Origin of the sequence: Streptomyces sp. NBC_01520, assembly GCF_045040375.1 — a bacterium.
GTDB lineage: Bacteria > Actinomycetota > Actinomycetes > Streptomycetales > Streptomycetaceae > Streptomyces.
In genome coordinates, this window is the sequence record NZ_CP109404.1 from 5,190,152 (window position 1) to 5,205,617 (window position 15,466).

A 15,466-nucleotide genomic window follows, 5' to 3' on the forward strand; every position below is an offset into this window, starting at 1 on the left:
GGATCCGGAGCGGAGGCGATCGTGCCGGCACCGACCAGCGCCAACTCCCGCCTGCGCGACACGATCAACGCCGCCGGGTGCACGTATGACGCGCTCGCCAAGGACGTACGCCGCATCGCCGCCGAGAACGGCGAACTGCTCCAGACCAACAAGTCGGCCATCTCCCACTGGGTGGGCGGTGCCCGCACGCCGTCCGGCCGAGCAGGCCAGTACCTCGCCGAAGCCCTCTCACGGCGGCTGGGCCGCGTCGTCACCCGAACCGAGCTCGGCCTCCACTCACCCGACACGGAGTCGCCACCAGAGACCGACCCCGTCACCGCGGTCACCGACCTCGGCCGCGCGGACGTCGAGCGCCGCCGCTTCCTCGCCATCGCCGCCTTCACCACGGCCGGCGTGGCCATGCCGCTCCTGCACGATCACGAAGCCACCTCGCGGATGCTCCGTGCCCGCACCGCCCGCACCCTCGTCGGCAGCGACGACATCGACGTCGTACGACAGATCACGGCAGCCTTCAGCGCCGCCGACGAGAGGCTTGGCGGCGGGCACGGCCTGACCACAGTCACCGCGTACCTCGCCGACACGGCAGCCCCCATGCTGCGTGGCCGCTTCCCCACAGAAGCCTTACGCCAGGCTGCCTTCGGCGCCGTCGCCGAACTCGCCTACCTCGCAGGGTGGAAGCACCACGACCTTGGACACGAAGGCGCTGCCCAGCGCTATTACCAGGTCGGCTACCAGCTCGCTTGCGAAGCCGACCCCCACGGCCATGCCGCCTGGATGATGCGCGCCCTCGCCCATCAGTCCCTCAGCCTCAAGCAACCCCACCACTGCGTGGACCTGGTCAAAGGAGCGCTCGCCCGCGGCCTCGGCCACGTGGACGGCCAGACAGAAGCGCTCCTCCACATCACGCACGCCCGCGCCTACGCAGCCGTCGGCGAGAACCCATTGGCCGCCCGCGCTCTCCTCGCCGCCGAAGACGCACTCCTGCGCGAGGACGGTCCCCAGCCCAGCTTCTCCCGCGTCAGCGGCCCCGCCGCCGGCACAGTCGCCAGCCACACCGCACGCACGCTGACCGACCTCTCCGACCACATCGGAACGGAACAACAGCACCGCGACGCGCTCACCCGATGGGACCCAGAGAAGTACAAACGAGTCCACGCCCTCACCCACGCCGACCTCGGCGACAGTCTCGCCGCCCAGGCCCGAGCCGACGAAGCCGTTGCCGCCTGGACCCAAGCCCTGGTCCTCATGGAGGGCATGACCTCCGACCGCACCCACAAGGCGATCACCTCGATCCGCTCCACGCTCGCGATCTACCAGCGCCGCCGCGTCCCCGGCGCCGCCGATCTCGCCCGCCGCGCCCGCGAGGCCCTCGCTTAACATGCCCAACAACCCGCCCGATGAAGGGAACCCCGTGGCTCAGCAAACCGATGACCGCCCCCCAGCTCTCCAGCCGGCGCTCGACTCCATGACCCTGCTGGTCGCGGCGGTCATCGTCCACGACAAAGCCACCAACCGAGTCGTCCTCCTCCAGCGCAGCGAGAACGCCAAGTTCGCCCAGGGCCTGTGGGACCTCCCCGTTGGCAAGAGCGAGCCGGGCGAGCCCATCACCGAAACGGCGGTCCGCGAGCTCTACGAGGAGACCGGCCTCACGGTGAAGCCGGAGTCCCTCAAGGTCGCCCACATCATCCACGGCGCCTGGGGCGTCGAAGCCCCCAACGGCTTCCTCACGGTCGTCTTCGCCACCCACGAATGGACGGGCGAACCCGAAAACCGTGAACCTCGAAAGCACTCCAGGGTCTGCTGGGTTGATGCTGATGCCATCCCTGATGCCTTCGTCGACACCACTGCCAATGCTCTAACGCAGCACCTGCAGGGGAGCCAGGAAGTGTCACTCGACGGATGGAAATGATTCCTCGCCCCCGAGGGCGAAGTTGGCCCCTCCGTGACGCCGTCGGATGCCAGCACCGGGTTCAGTGCGGCAGCGTCCCGATGTGCCGACCGTGGCTGCTCGCACAGATGGCGGTGACGCTCGTACGCGCTCACCAGGCCGGATTTCCAGTCCATATTTCTGTAAAGAGCCAAAAAGGAACCCGTCGCCCAGTATGATCGTATCGATCACAAACTGTAATTATCCTGGAGGTATTCTGTGAGTGAGCCACTTCCGTTGCGTAAGGCCATTGAGCGAATCCATAATGGAACCATGCGCGTGCCTGGATTTCAACGAGGGTTCATTTGGGAGCCGACCAGTGCCGCCCTCCTCATGGATAGCATCTACAAAGGATTCCCTTTCGGTTCGGTGCTTCTCTGGCGCACGAGAACCGCTCTTAAAACAGAGAAGGAGCTGGGCGGATTCGAACTGCGCCCCCCGGAGAAGGACTATCCAGTTGATTACGTGCTCGACGGGCAGCAGCGACTAACTTCCATTTTCTCTACTTTCCAGACCGAGTTGACTCCGATAGAGGAGAACCCTGAAGTTTGGCTTCCGGTCTACTATGACTTTGAGGCTGAGGGGGACGCTCAGGGAACGCGTTTCGTGGCCCTGCAGGAATCAGAGACCGTAAACGCCCCTGGTCGTTACTTTCCGCTCAACTGTTTCTTTGACCCCGTGGCCTTTTCTTCAGCCACTAAGCCTCTAAGTATTGATCGAAATATCGAAATCGTGAAGGTTCAGGAAAGGTTCAAAGAAGCTCTGATTCCAGTCGAAACGTTCGAATCGGAAGATAGGACAAGCGTTGCCATCGTCTTCGAGCGCGTAAACCGGATGGGCGTCGAACTGACGATGTTTGAACTCCTTACCGCTTGGACCTGGAGCGAAGATTTTGACCTGCAAGAGAAATTCCTTGGTTTGGCGGAGACGTTCGAGAACTTCGGATTCGGTAGTATCGGAACTGATAACGACCTAATGCTCCGCTGCTGCTCGGCGATCCTGCAGGGTGATCCCGCACCTGAATCACTTGTGAATATCAACGGAACCAATGTGCGAGCATCGTTCGAGGTCGTTGAAAAGGCGCTAGGGCTAGCTATTGATTTCGTGCGGACGAATCTGGGGGTTCGGCATCTAAAATTTATGCCCTACTCGGCTCAGCTTATTCCGCTTGCGACATTCTTCTCGGTGCGTCAGTCGCAACCGATCACGAATGACGAGCGAGCCGTTCTCCTTCGCTGGTTCTGGCGTAGTTCGTTTGGCCACCGTTATAGCGGGAACCCGGGGCGAAACATCAAGCGGGACGTCGAGGCGGCCCTGGAACTGCGGAATGGCGCTGGTACGACCCTTGAAGATATCGCTGTCGATGTCAATGAGAGGTTCTTCACTGAAAATCAATTCAATAGTCGGACAGTGGCGACCAAGACCATGATCCTCCTGTTGGCGAGTCTCAAGCCCAAGTCATTTCTGTCTGGTCAAGGTGTCGAATTGGATAAGGTGCTTGCGGAGCCCAATCGACACGAATATCACCATTGTTTTCCGCGGTCGCATCTCAGGAAACTCCCTAATTCCCCGGCTGACAAGGTTACGAATTGCCTCGCCAATTTCGCGATTATTTCGCGGGCGGAGAATCGAAAGATTAGTGACCGTGCGCCGTCGGTCTATCGTGTTGATATGCCCGCCAATATCGAGGCAATTAAAAGCGGTGCACTTCTACCCGATTCTCTGTTCAGGGATGATTTCCCTGCTTTCCTCGAAGAGCGAACTAGTCTTCTGGTGCAGGCCGCTAAAACGTTGTGCGGATCCTGACCTGGTAAGCCAGCTATAGATGGTGATACTGGATCGACAGTACTTACCTCTCCGGGTAGAGGTCGGTGCGGTCGATCCAGGTGGGGGTGGCGAAAATATTTTTGCCGACCGGCGCTTCGGTGGCTTCCAGGATGGACCAGGAACGGGCTTCTTCGACCAAGTGCTCCCAGGGCGCACTCCAGTCGAGTTGCCAGTCCAGGCCGTTGTCCGAGATGCCGTACGTGCGGCCGGCGTCCACCCGCCAGAACTGGGAGTAGAGGATCACCTGGGCGTGGTCGGCGAGGTCGTTGATGATCTCGGTGTAGTGGGCCGTGGGCCAGCCAGGGGCGTTATCCGCAGAGGTGGCTCGTAGGTGAGCAGTGAGTGGTGGGACGACAGGGGTGCGGGCGCCGAGTTCGGTCAGGGCCCAGCGGATGCCTTCCGGCTCGCTCCAGTCCGGTGGCGTCGCCCGTTCCAGCGCCTATCGCGCCTGCCTTCGCGGGCGTCGTACGACGGGCCGGTCGGGTCGTCGAGCTGCTGGATGAGTCTCTCGATGCGGGTCGTCATTGGCGGTCCCGGCGCCAGAAAGCGGGCAGCCACCAGCAGAGCACCGAGCGGTCCTCGGGCCATGCGGCGCGGTCCTCGGCCGCCCAGTCCTCGAAGGAATCCCGGGTCAGATCGATCGGGCGCCAGGCGGGGTCGAGCGGCTCGTTCTCGGCCGGGGGACGGACGTACCGGCGGCCGTGCTGGTCGCAGGCGCCGAAGTCCTGGTAGTTGCGCTGGGCATCGATCAAGGAAACCTGGTTAGCCCCGCCAGGCGTGGTCGGCCAGCGGAACTGGACTCCGTCGTCCTCCCAGAAGCAGACGGGGCAGATCTCGTACGAGCCGGGCATCGCGTCCAGCACGCGGTGCCCGCAGCAGGGACAGGGGTAGGAGTCACTCACCTGCGCAGTCTCCTCGCAGGCCCCGCCGGCGTGAAAGGGATTTCGCAGCCTCGGAGCCTCCGGCCAGTCCGCAGCCAGTCCGCAGGACACCCGTAAACGGCCGTCGGGAGCCAACGCGCGCCAACCAGGAAACCCCAGCTCAGAGCCCTGGATGGGGCTCCGCCGCAGGTCAGAATCGGGCCGCAGACATTCCGCTTCAACGTCTGAGCGGTTTCGTCACTGCAAGCCAGGCTGTTCGTCACGCTCACAGACGGCAAGGGGCCGGCCCCTTCGGGAGTCGGCCCCTTGCCGGTTCCACCGAATCCGGCGGATTCTGGCTGACCGCACGTGTCCTGGTGCAGGATCAGGTGTCGTACACGGTGGAGCGACGTCCGATGTGTGCGACCCATACCAGGAGTTCACCGTCGTCGATCGTGTAGTCGACACGGTGGTCGCCCACTCGTAGGAGGCGGATCCCTGTTTCGCAGGTGGGAGCGCTGTGCCTTATGTTCCGCTTCAACACGTAGCGGATTGGCTGCCACCATTTCGATGGTCTGGCAGGCATGCAGGTCAGAAGGGATCGGCCTTTCGAGTACGGGCCTGGAAGGAAAGGGATCCCTCGCCTGGGTGTACGGTGCGGTGAACATTCGTCAGGGATGCCGGCCGTTGCCCTGCTCTGCGCGACCGGCCCGGTGCCGCACGGTCCTCGGAATGCAGGTCCGCATCACTGACGTCGATGTTACTGACGTCGTCGTTGGCATTATGCGTCTTGAGGTCCAGGTCCAGGTCGAGTTCGCAGGATCCCTCGTGACACGGGAGGTGGGAGCAGTCCTTACTCACCGCGCGCGCCAATATCCCCCTCATGACGGCATCGACCGCCGGAATCGCCATGCGGTTGTCGATGACCTGGTCCGTCTCGAGTGAACGCGGTGCCGGCGACGGTCGGCGACTGGGTGGTTCCAGTCCATGTCGTAGGCATCCGGTAGCCCGGCACGCGGCGTCCTGGTTCACACCGTGGGCGTGTGCATCCGTCGGGTGACGGCCAAGTGCGTGAAAAGAATGGGGAGTTGAGGCAGCACCGGCCTTCCGCACCTGGAACCTCCACCCGGTGCGCCGACCGTCCCGCGACGCGGTCGTCGCCCGCTCCCGAGCCCAAGATCGTCGAGCAGTAGGCTCGTCCCGCAACACGACGCGAAGGGGAGTTCAGTGGCGCGGGTTGCGGTCATCGGTGGGGGTATCAGCGGGCTGGGAACGGCGCTCATGCTCGGTCGGCGGGGGCATCCGGTCACGTTGTTCGAGCAGGACGCGCGGCAGGCCGGCGAGGACCTGGACGAGGACTTCTTCCGCTGGAACAGGCCCCGGATTCCCCAGGCCGTCCATCCCCACTCGTTGCTCGCGCCCGTGCGCACCGTGTTGCGCGCCGAGGCCCCTGACGTCTACGCGGACCTGCTGGCACGCGGAACCCGGGAGTACCACGAGTTCGACTGGTTCGGTGAGCATCCGCCGCACCGGGCGGGTGACGAGGACCTGGTGACCCTGCGTACCCGTCGTATCGTGCTGGAGGCCGCCCTGACCGCGGCCGTGCGGCGCGAGCCCACCGTCGACGTGCGGCGGGGCTGCCCGGTGCACGCCCTCGCCGTCGAGGAGGGTGCCCCTGCCCGGGTCACCGGTGTGCGGGTCGGCAAGGAGACGCACCCGGCGGACCTCGTCGTCGACACGTCCGGCCGGCGCTCGCCCGTTCCCGGCTGGCTGACCGCGGCCGGCTGCCGCCCACCCGTGGTCGACAGCCACCGCATCGGGATCGCGTACCTTTGCCGCTGGTACCGCCTGCGAGCCGACGGCCCGCGTGACCCCGGGCGGGTGAAGACCGGTTCGGCCGCACCGTTCGCGCTCGCCGGTGTCTTCCCTTCCGACAACGACACCTTCGCGGTGAGCCTCGTCCTCTCCACGGGTGATCCGACCCGTGGCGCGCTCACCGCCCCCGCTGTGTTCGAGGCCGTCGCCCGCCGCTTCCCCGCCACCGCCGCCTGGCTCGACCTGGACCCCGAACCGCGGTCGGCCGTCCTGGCGATGGCCGGCCTGGACAATCGCTGGACCTCCCTCGCCGACGACGACGGGCCAGTCGTCACCGGCCTGGTCAACGTCGGGGACAGTCTCATCCACACCAACCCCACCTTCGGCCACGGTGCGGCCCTCGGCCTGCTCGCGGCGCAGCACCTCGCTACTGACGCCGACCGGATAGCCGAGGACCCCAGCGAATATCACGCCTGGGCGGAAGGGGCACTCCGTCCGTGGTTCGACGCGCAGGTGACGACCGACCGCGCCAACGAGCGACTCCTCGCCGAGGGTTCACCGTCCTCGGACCGAAGGGCAGCGGCCCTGGGCGCCTGCGCCTTCGACGATCCCGTCGTGATGAGGGCCCGGGCCCAGGTACGCCACCTCCTGTGCCCGGCCGACGACGCCTACGGCACCGAGGAGGTGGACCGCGCCGTCACTGCCTGGCTGGCCGCCCATCCGGACTTCACACCGACGCACGACGGCCCCACCCGGGACCAGTGGGACGCGCTCATCCCGGGCTGAACGCACCCCCAGGGCTCAGTGCCGCTCAGCCGTCGGCCGCCGATGCCCCCGCCGCTCGCCGACGCCCCCGCCGGTATTCGACCTCGCCCCACACCACGTCGACGAGCAGGAAGGCCGCCGGCGGGATCCTCAACAGCGGTACGAGGTAGCCGAGTACCGCGATCGCGGCCATCGGCGGCACCAGGACGTACGGCGGCACCTGCTGCCACGCCCCGCGCGGCAGCGGGCGGCCGAAGGAGGATCCGAGGCCGCGCTGCCACCACATCCGGTAGCCGAGCACGATCAGCGCCAGGGTCAGCGCGGCGAGTACGATCTGGTTCGCCAGACCGAACAGGCTGCCCGTGTGCACGTCGACGCCCCACCGCGAGAGCTTGGCGAGTACGGGGTAGTCGGCCCACCGCTGTACGTCGGCGTCCTGCCCGGACGCCGGATCGATCGCGACGGCGTCCTGTTTCTCCGGCCGGCTGCGCCGGATCTGCCGTACGACGTACGCGGACGACGCGTCGGCCGGCGGCACGATCTCCACCCGGGTTCGACAGCCCCTCGGCGCGGGCGGACGCCAGCACGGCGTCCGGCCCCACACCCTCGGGCCCGTCGGCCGCCGCGCCCCCGCCCCCGAGTGCTCGGCGTGCTCGCCGACCGTGGCCGTCGTCTGGCCGAGCGCCGTACGCAGGTCACTGATGCTCGCACCGGCGTACGTCGACCAGGTCAGACCCGTCGCCGACAGCATGAACAGCCCGAGCGCCGCCCAGACCCGACCGTGCCATGCCGTGCAACGAATGTGTGTGCCGGCGGCCCGTCGGCCGGCGCAGCGCGCGCGTTGCGCCGGCCGAACCACAGCACCAGGCCGCCGGCCGCTACCACCCGGAGCCGGCTGGCGGCGAGTTCGCTGTAGAGGCGGCCCGGCCGGCCCAGGTGCAGATCGTGGTGGAGCTCGTCGATCCAGGTCCGCAGGGGAAGGGCGCCGGTCGATCCGTACTGCTCCAGATCGCCGCGCGCCTCACCTGTGTACGGGTCCACGAACACGGCCAGCGTGTGTCCGGTGCCGACCCCCGGCACCCCGCTCAGCAGCACCCGTGTCGTCGCCCCCTTCTCCGGTGGGGGCCGAACCGCGCTGATCTAGCCCTGGGGGTGGGCCTCGCGGGCCGCGTCCACCTGCTGCGACACCGGCAGTTCGCGGGCGCCCGCGGGGGACCCGCAGCTCATCGGCGTACAGGACCTTCTCGGCCTGGTACGAACCCGCGTACAGCAGCCCCGTCGTGGCCGCGACGAGCAGGAACGGGGCGACGAGCAGGCCCGCGTAGAAGTGTGCGAGACGCGCCCCGCGGGGGTGGAGGCGTCATACGTCTCCGAGCCGACGCGTACGTCGAGAGTGGTCCAGCAGGCAGCGCGGCGATCACCTCGCGGCCCTCGGCGAGGTCCTTGTCGCGGGCGTAGAGCCCTGAGACGAAGGCCCCGTCGTAGCGCGGGGTGTAGAGCGGCCAGCCGGTCTTCTCGCCCGTCGCCGCGTAGCCGGCACCCGTGGCGGGCACCCGGTGACCCAGATATCCGTTCCCGACATAGGGGTCGTATCCCTCGGCCTCGCCGAAGACGGTGGACGTCGGGGCCCAGGAGGCGTCGGGGGCGGGCGCGCCGGGGGCGTGCGGCCGGCCGCAGACGGCGGACGGTGGCGCGGCGGCGTGGGAGAGCGGTGGCAGGGGCGCGATCAGTGCGCCGGCGACCAGGGACGTGAGGAGGGAGTTGCGCTTGAGGCTCACCGTACGAAGGTAGGGAAGACGAGTGCGCCGGAGCGGTTACGGCGCGCGGACCGGCGCAGGGACCAGGACAGGGAGAGCGGCATGTCGTATCCGGAACCGATGTACACGGACGGCCAGGGGGAGATCACCGCGCGGTACCGCCCCGCGGACACCACTCCGAATCTGCTGACGCGCGGCGGCGGCACCACGCACTACCTGGCGACGACGGAGCAGACGCACGGCGAGTTCGGGCTGTACCGGATCAACATGGGGCCCAGGGCCGGCGGCCCCGCCACCCACTTCCACCGGTCGATCTCGGAGTCGTTCTTCATCCTCGGCGGGACGGTGCGGATCTACGACGGGGAGCGCTGGGTGGACGCGACCGAGGGTGACTTCGTCCAGGTGCCCCAGGGCGGCCTGCACGCCTTCCGTAACGACGCGGACGCACCCGCCTCCATGCTGCTGCTGTTCACCCCCGGAGCACCGCGCGAGGAGTACTTCGAGAAGGTGGCGAAGGTCAGCGACTGGCCGGAGGAGGAGCGGGCGGAGTTCTTCATCAGGCACGACACGTACTGGACCGACTGAGGTACGTACTGGACGGACCGAGGGCGGTCACGGCGGACACTGCGGTCACGGCGGGCCGGGGCCGTCCGCGGTGCTGTTCCCGGCCGGCCCTCTCCGGGCCGGTTCGGCCGGTTCGCCGCGCCGAGGGGCGGCGCCCCTTCGTAACAGCACAGTGAATTGACGTGTCCGGTCAGCGAGTTGAGAAGGTCCGGTGACAGGACACCGGTGTCGAGGACCCGCGGTCCGCCGCGGACGGGACAGCGCCAGGTCAGAGCATCCGTGCGGGCGCGGGTTCCGTCCTGCGGGCAGAGGTGGGTGGCCCTGCGCGTCGACATGGCAGGTGTATGTCGAATGTATTGCCTGGGCGAAGACACTCTTGTGCGATTCCTGTGGATCCGCCAATCTTTCGCTGACGGCAGGGTTGCCGCTCACATGGAGCGCGGAATCCTGATGTCTGAATTGTCATGCTCATGATTTGTTTTACCCTGTGCACCCCCTTGTATCCCCATGCACAGCGATGCAGGACATGCACCCCCATGCATCCCCCACCAACGCACCGCAACCGAGGAGGACCCCTCACATGGCACAGAAGCGCAAGGCACGCTACGCGCGAAGACTGGTCGCGACCAGCGTCATCACCGGCGCGGCGCTCGCCCTCTCGACCGCGGCGGCCTTCCCCGCCCTCGCGTCCGAGAGCGCACCTGAAGGCGTGATCGAGAACGCGGGCGCCCCGGGCACCATCGGCGGCAGCTACATCGTCACGCTCGACGAGTCCGCCGCCGAAGCCGGCTCGGCCGAGGGCAAGGCACTGGCCGCGGAGTACGGCGCGAAGATCAAGAAGACCTACCGCGCGGCCGTCAACGGTTACGCCGTCGAGCTCTCCGCCGCGCAGGCGAAGAAGTTCGCCGCGGACCCGGCCGTCGAGTCCGTCGTGCAGAACCGGACGTTCACGATCTCCGGCACCCAGCCGTCCCCGCCCTCCTGGGGTCTTGACCGGATCGACCAGACGGCCCTGCCGCTGAACAACAGCTACACGTACCCCGACAAGGCGGGCGAGGGTGTCACCGCGTACATCATCGACACCGGTGTGCGCATCAGCCACAGCGACTTCGGCGGTCGTGCCTCGAACGGCTACGACGCCGTCGACAACGACAACGTCGCGCAGGACGGCAACGGCCACGGCACCCATGTCGCCGGCACCGTAGCGGGAACCGCCTACGGCGTCGCCAAGAAGGCGAAGATCGTCGGCGTGCGCGTCCTCGACAACAACGGCTCCGGTACCACCGCGGGTGTCGTCGCGGGCATCGACTGGGTGACGGCCAACGCCGTCAAGCCCGCCGTTGCCAACATGAGCCTCGGCGGAGGCGCGGACTCCGTCCTGGACGCGGCCGTGCAGAAGGCCATCAACTCGGGAATCACCTTCGCCGTCGCGGCGGGCAACGAGTCGACCGACGCCTCCACCAAGTCGCCCGCACGCGTCGCCGCCGCCATCACGGTCGGCTCCACGACCAGCACCGACGCCCGTTCGAGCTTCTCGAACTACGGCAGCATCGTGGACATCTTCGCCCCGGGCTCCTCGATAACCTCGACGTGGAACACCGGCGACAGCGCCACCAACACCATCTCCGGTACGTCGATGGCGAGCCCGCACGTCGCCGGTGCGGCAGCGCTGTACCTGGCCGACAACCCCGGCAAGACGCCGGCACAGGTCTCCGCCGGACTCGTCGCCGCCGCCACCAGTGGTGTCGTGACGAGCCCGGGCACGGGCTCGCCGAACAAGCTGCTGAACGTCGGTACCGGCGGCACCACGCCGCCGCCCGGCAAGAAGTTCGAGAGCACGACCTCCTACGCGATCGCCGACAACGCCACGGTGGAGTCGCCGATCACCGTCTCCGGTGTCACCGGTAACGCGCCGTCCGCGCTCAGCGTTCCCGTGAACATCACGCACACCTACTCGGGCGACCTGAAGATCGACCTGGTCGCGCCCGACGGTTCGGTCTACAACCTGAAGGCCTACGGGACCGGCGGCAGCACCGACAACGTGATCACCACCTACTCGGTGAACGCCTCGTCGGAGGTCGCCAACGGCGTCTGGAAGCTCCGGGTCAGCGACAACTACGCGGCCGACACCGGGAGGATCAACTCCTGGGCCCTGCAGTTCTGACGCGTACAGCTCCATGAGCCGGTGAACACGAGCGGGGCGGCTGCCGACGGCAGCCGCCCCGCGACCGTGGTGCCCTGTCAGCGCCGGCCCAGCCCGCGGTCGACGGAGGCCATCAGCTCTCCGTCGTCCGTGCCGCCGTCCAGCGACCAGAACATCGCACCGCCGGGACCGCGGTCCCGGATGTACGAGGTCTTGGCACGCCAGTACCTGAGGATCGTCGTACGTCCACAGGGTCGTGCCGTCGAACAGCCAGGCGTGGCCGTTCCTGGCGTCCCGGTGCACGGCGTAGAGCCGGCGGTCTTGTACGCGCGGTCGTGACGTCAGCGGTCACCACGGTCGCCGCCACCGCCGGATCCGTCCGCCGTGGCGGCGGGCGCGATACCGGCCGGCAGCGTGAACGCGCAGGCGGCAATGGTCAGTCCGGACAGGGTTCTTCGGCGCATGGGGCTCGTTCCTGTGCGTGTTCCGCGGCTGGAGGAACAGCTGGAGCCGTGCTGTGCACAGGAAGGTATTGGTCTGGACCAAAAGCGGTCAAGGGTTCGCGCGTGCCGGCGCGAGGTATGCGCTGGTCGGCGAGGAATCATCACTTCGGGTGAAACTTTGGCCCGTGCTTGCGGGAATGAACCGACGGTTGCGACGCTGTTGCTGTCTGTCAACCTGTTGGGAGTGGCCTGTGTCCTTCGGTGAGCAGCCCGCCTATCTGCGCGTGGCGAGCGATCTCAGGGAGAAGATCGTCAACGGCGCGCTGCCGCCCCACACCCGCCTGCCGTCGCAGGCCCGCATTCGCGAGGAGTACGGGGTCTCTGACACCGTCGCGCTGGAGGCACGCAAGGTGCTGATGGCCGAGGGGCTCGTCGAGGGGCGGTCGGGCTCGGGCACGTATGTGAGGGAGCGGCCGGTCCCGCGCAGGATCGCCCGCTCCGGCTACCGGTCGGGAGCGGGAGCGAGCCCGTTCCGTCAGGAGCAGACGGCGGACGGGGTGCGGGGAACCTGGGAGTCCCGCAGTGAGCAGGAGGGGGCCGCCCCGGAGGTCGCCGAGCGCCTCGGCATCGAGCCGGGGGACCGCGTGATGCGCACGAGGTACCTCTTCCGGGAGTCGGGCGAGCCGATGATGCTCTCCACCTCCTGGGAGCCCCTGGCGGTCACGGGACGCACGCCGGTGATGCTGCCGGAGGAAGGCCCGTTGGGCGGCTGCGGGGTGGTCGACCGGATGGCCGCGATCGACGTCGTCGTGGACAACGTGGCGGAGGAGGTCGGCGCCCGCCCGGGGCTGGCGGAGGAGCTCTTGGCGCTCGGCGGCGTACCCGGTCACGTGGTGATCGTGATCGGGCGGACGTACTACGCGTCGGGTCGTGCCGTGGAGACGGCCGATGTGGTCGTCCCCGCCGACCGCTACCGGATCGCCTACCACCTGCCGGTCAGATGAGGCGCGCGCCCCGCGGCTGTGATCGCCCTGCCGCTGAGGCCGGGCCGACGCCTCGTCAGGGCCCCGGGTGGGCAGGGCGGGTGCCTGTCGGGTGACGGATCACGCCTGGCCAGGAGTGCCGGGCGCGGCGTGGTCCACCGGCCGTGTGAGGGCGCGGAGAGGGTGGCCGCAAAGGCCCGGGGTGGGCCGGGCATTCGGTTTTCAGGGGGCGCATCCGGCCGGGTGCGCCCCCTTTGGTATGGCCGGATGCGTATCTCTTTGTGCAAACACGCATCCGCTGAGTGAAGGTCAGGCGTACGCTCGGGCATATGCGTACTGCGGTTTCCTGGGGATCCATAGAGACGTGCACGGTGGCAGGAAGAGGGGCGACATGCCGGGGAGGAACACGATGACCGACAGCGGCGCCGTGCTCCCCTGGCTGGTGATCAGGCAGGACGACAACGGCAATCGGTACCGCGTCGGCCGCTATGCGACGCAGGACGAGGCGCAGAAGATCGCGGACGACCTGCACCGTCACGGACACGAGCAGCTCTACTGGGTGGAGCGCGCGGGCCAGACCGCACGCCCCTGACACCTGCGGGACCCGGGGCGGCGTCGCCCGCCTCGGCCGAGGTCCCGGACGGGACCCGTGGCGATCCCGTCGGCTCCGAGCGGTGGCCGGGGCGGCTCATCGCGGTGGACGGCTCCGGTTGCCGTCTGCTGCCGGGGCCGCATCGGGGCCCTGCGCGGCGCGCACGATGCGCGTGTGCGCCGCTGAGGACCCCCCTTCGGCGGCGCATCGGGCAGTGTCCCGGCCGTGCTTCAGGCCTCGGTGGCCCCGGCACCGGCCCGCCGATACGGCCTGGCACCCTCGGTACAGTGATCCGCGGCGCGAGCGGATGCGCCGCGACGGTCGGGCCGCGACTGCCCGGCGACCGAAGCCGTCCGGGTGCGGGCGGACGAACCGAAGGGCGCGGGGGAAGTGGTGACGGAAGGTCGGTCACTACCGGACGGGCGATCCCGTCGGAGAGGCGAACGGCATCATTGCGCGGCTTCGGGTGGAATGCGAGCTGCCCGACGGTGGGCGGAAGGCTTCGAGTCGGGCGCTGCTCCAGGGTGAGGTGCCGGACACCCGAACATGGGGGCGCCGAGGCCGGGCGGGAGCCGACGGACCGCCAAATAGGCTTCCCATACCTGGTGCTCCGCCGGACCGCCGGCCTCCTCGGCTGTACGAACGATCCGCTGACCGAGGACCCTGTGGCCGAGCCGTACGCCACCACGTCCGAGGCGGCGCCGGCCGATGAATGAGGACGGAACGATGCCGGTACTGATCGACACGGTGGCCTGGGTCCGGGTGGAGGGCGGCAGGATCCTCTGCGCGCGACCGAAGGGGAAGGACGTGTTCTACATCCCCGGGGGTAAGCGGGAGACGGGAGAGACGGATCTGCAGACGCTTCTGCGGGAGGTCGAGGAGGAGCTGACGGTCGGCATCATCCCGTCGAGCGTCCGCCACGCCGGCACGTACGAAGCGCAGGCGCACGGTCATCCGGACGGAGTGGTGGTGCGCATGAGCTGCTACTACGGCGACTACCGCGGCACGCTGGCCGTCAGTGGCGAGATCGACGAGATGACCTGGTTCTCCTTCGCGGACCGTCCCCTCGTCCCTCCGGTCGACCAACTGCTCTTCGACGATCTCAGGGCATCGGGCGAGCTGCGCTGAGCCGAGGCTCCGCCACCCGTACGCCCCACCCCGGACTTCACGCGATAGCTGCCCCAAATATCGGGTATGTGCTGATTAGCCCCTCGCGACGGGGCTGAGACCCCGCTGTCGGCCCCTGGGAAGTGATCGGCGTGACCGATACCGAAGGCGACTGTGCCGAGTGGAGCTTTCCGGCGGTGCCGGGCTCCGTACGCAGCGCCCGGCACGCGGTCCGTGACGCATTGCACTCCTGGGGGCTCGACGGGCCCGTGGGCGATGTCGCCGTGCTGCTCGTCAGCGAGCTGGTGACCAATTCCCTCTGCTACGCGTCCGGCCCCATCGGTGTCCGGCTGGTCCGACCGCATCCCGGGGGCGCCGGAGCCGACGCAGGTTCGGACGGGCAGGGACTGCTCGTGGAAGTCTCCGATCCGCTTCCGGATCCGCCCACCGAACGTACTGCCGGACCCGAGGACGAGGGTGGGCGGGGGCTGCAGCTCGTGGCTTGTTCTGCGCGCCGTTGGGGGACCCGGCGCGGAAAGAGCGGCAAGACGGTGTGGTTCGAGCTCGCTCTCCCTGGTTAGGAGTGGGGGGACGCACAGCGATCACAGAAGTCGGGCAGAACCTGGCCGAAAGGGACTGAGACCGTGCTGTGATCGTGAACGCCGTGCCTGTATGGCCCGTAG

Annotated in this window: 17 protein-coding genes and 2 pseudogenes; 10 read left to right on the plus strand and 9 right to left on the minus strand. The window is 68.0% G+C overall.

Features of this window, described 5'->3' with window-relative positions:
- Positions 1 to 21 precede the first annotated feature (21 nt).
- The 3 genes from OG524_RS23770 to OG524_RS23780 all read left to right on the plus strand — a co-directional run bounded on the left by OG524_RS23770 (position 22) and on the right by OG524_RS23780 (position 3,733).
- Positions 22 to 1,377 (plus strand): tetratricopeptide repeat protein, encoded by a 1,356-nt coding sequence (locus tag OG524_RS23770; protein ID WP_405811650.1) that lies wholly within the window; start codon positions 22 to 24, stop codon positions 1,375 to 1,377.
- 1 nt (position 1,378) lies between these two features.
- Positions 1,379 to 1,909, plus strand: coding sequence for an NUDIX domain-containing protein (locus tag OG524_RS23775; protein WP_405811651.1), 531 nt, complete (start codon positions 1,379 to 1,381; stop codon positions 1,907 to 1,909).
- 237 nt (positions 1,910 to 2,146) lie between these two features.
- Positions 2,147 to 3,733 (plus strand): DUF262 domain-containing protein, encoded by a 1,587-nt coding sequence (locus OG524_RS23780; protein WP_371097079.1) that lies wholly within the window; start codon positions 2,147 to 2,149, stop codon positions 3,731 to 3,733.
- Positions 3,734 to 3,776: 43 nt separating this feature from the next.
- Here OG524_RS23780 and OG524_RS23785 read toward each other — a convergent pair whose 3' ends face one another.
- The 3 genes from OG524_RS23785 to OG524_RS23795 all read right to left on the minus strand — a co-directional run bounded on the left by OG524_RS23785 (position 3,777) and on the right by OG524_RS23795 (position 5,095).
- Positions 3,777 to 3,998, minus strand: coding sequence for a hypothetical protein (locus OG524_RS23785; protein ID WP_405811652.1), 222 nt, complete (start codon positions 3,996 to 3,998; stop codon positions 3,777 to 3,779).
- A gap of 277 nt (positions 3,999 to 4,275) precedes the next feature.
- The gene (locus OG524_RS23790; protein WP_405811653.1) at positions 4,276 to 4,656 is read right to left on the minus strand and encodes a CPCC family cysteine-rich protein; all 381 of its coding nucleotides are present in this window, start codon (positions 4,654 to 4,656) and stop codon (positions 4,276 to 4,278) included.
- 343 nt (positions 4,657 to 4,999) lie between these two features.
- On the minus strand, positions 5,000 to 5,095 hold the full coding sequence (locus OG524_RS23795; RefSeq protein WP_405388828.1) for a type II toxin-antitoxin system RelE/ParE family toxin: 96 nt from the start codon (positions 5,093 to 5,095) through the stop codon (positions 5,000 to 5,002).
- Positions 5,096 to 5,841: 746 nt separating this feature from the next.
- Here OG524_RS23795 and OG524_RS23800 point away from each other — a divergent pair.
- A complete protein-coding gene (locus tag OG524_RS23800) occupies positions 5,842 to 7,215 on the plus strand; it encodes an FAD-dependent oxidoreductase (protein WP_405388827.1) in 1,374 nt (457 codons plus the stop codon).
- Between the two features lie 25 nt (positions 7,216 to 7,240).
- Here OG524_RS23800 and OG524_RS23805 read toward each other — a convergent pair whose 3' ends face one another.
- The 4 genes and pseudogenes from OG524_RS23805 to OG524_RS23820 form a co-directional block, all read right to left on the minus strand.
- Positions 7,241 to 7,996: a PepSY-associated TM helix domain-containing protein gene (locus tag OG524_RS23805; RefSeq protein ID WP_405812491.1), complete on the minus strand. Its 756-nt coding sequence runs from the start codon at positions 7,994 to 7,996 to the stop codon at positions 7,241 to 7,243.
- A complete protein-coding gene (locus tag OG524_RS23810; protein WP_405811654.1) occupies positions 7,924 to 8,289 on the minus strand; it encodes a PepSY domain-containing protein in 366 nt (121 codons plus the stop codon). The genes OG524_RS23805 and OG524_RS23810 overlap by 73 nt, the downstream gene beginning before the upstream one ends.
- Positions 8,216 to 8,509 (minus strand): hypothetical protein, encoded by a 294-nt coding sequence (locus OG524_RS23815; RefSeq protein WP_405812492.1) that lies wholly within the window; start codon positions 8,507 to 8,509, stop codon positions 8,216 to 8,218. The genes OG524_RS23810 and OG524_RS23815 overlap by 74 nt, the downstream gene beginning before the upstream one ends.
- 14 nt (positions 8,510 to 8,523) lie before the next feature.
- A pseudogene (locus OG524_RS23820) lies at positions 8,524 to 8,972 on the minus strand (haloacid dehalogenase); the annotation flags it as partial.
- 81 nt (positions 8,973 to 9,053) lie between these two features.
- Here OG524_RS23820 and OG524_RS23825 point away from each other — a divergent pair.
- Together OG524_RS23825 and OG524_RS23830 are read left to right on the plus strand one after the other, a co-directional pair.
- The gene (locus tag OG524_RS23825) at positions 9,054 to 9,536 is read left to right on the plus strand and encodes a cupin domain-containing protein (protein WP_405388826.1); all 483 of its coding nucleotides are present in this window, start codon (positions 9,054 to 9,056) and stop codon (positions 9,534 to 9,536) included.
- A gap of 559 nt (positions 9,537 to 10,095) precedes the next feature.
- Positions 10,096 to 11,679, plus strand: coding sequence for a S8 family peptidase (locus OG524_RS23830; RefSeq protein WP_405388825.1), 1,584 nt, complete (start codon positions 10,096 to 10,098; stop codon positions 11,677 to 11,679).
- A gap of 77 nt (positions 11,680 to 11,756) precedes the next feature.
- On the opposite strand, the pseudogene OG524_RS23835 reads toward OG524_RS23830, so the two are convergent.
- Together OG524_RS23835 and OG524_RS23840 are read right to left on the minus strand one after the other, a co-directional pair.
- Positions 11,757 to 11,967, minus strand: a pseudogene (locus OG524_RS23835) (glycosyl hydrolase family 18 protein); the annotation flags it as partial.
- A 32-nt stretch (positions 11,968 to 11,999) separates the two neighbouring features.
- On the minus strand, positions 12,000 to 12,122 hold the full coding sequence (locus OG524_RS23840) for a hypothetical protein (RefSeq protein WP_405811655.1): 123 nt from the start codon (positions 12,120 to 12,122) through the stop codon (positions 12,000 to 12,002).
- Between the two features lie 230 nt (positions 12,123 to 12,352).
- Between OG524_RS23840 and OG524_RS23845 the strand changes: the two genes are divergently transcribed.
- From OG524_RS23845 to OG524_RS23860, 4 genes are all read left to right on the plus strand, one after another.
- Positions 12,353 to 13,105, plus strand: coding sequence for a GntR family transcriptional regulator (locus tag OG524_RS23845; protein ID WP_405388823.1), 753 nt, complete (start codon positions 12,353 to 12,355; stop codon positions 13,103 to 13,105).
- Positions 13,106 to 13,493: 388 nt separating this feature from the next.
- A complete protein-coding gene (locus OG524_RS23850) occupies positions 13,494 to 13,676 on the plus strand; it encodes an SPOR domain-containing protein (RefSeq protein ID WP_405388822.1) in 183 nt (60 codons plus the stop codon).
- A gap of 726 nt (positions 13,677 to 14,402) precedes the next feature.
- Complete coding sequence (locus tag OG524_RS23855) at positions 14,403 to 14,804, plus strand: NUDIX domain-containing protein (protein WP_405388821.1); 402 nt, start codon at positions 14,403 to 14,405, stop codon at positions 14,802 to 14,804.
- Positions 14,805 to 14,926: 122 nt separating this feature from the next.
- Entirely contained in the window at positions 14,927 to 15,364 is a 438-nt protein-coding gene (locus OG524_RS23860; protein ID WP_405388820.1) for an ATP-binding protein, read from the plus strand.
- The last annotated feature ends 102 nt before the right edge of the window (positions 15,365 to 15,466 follow it).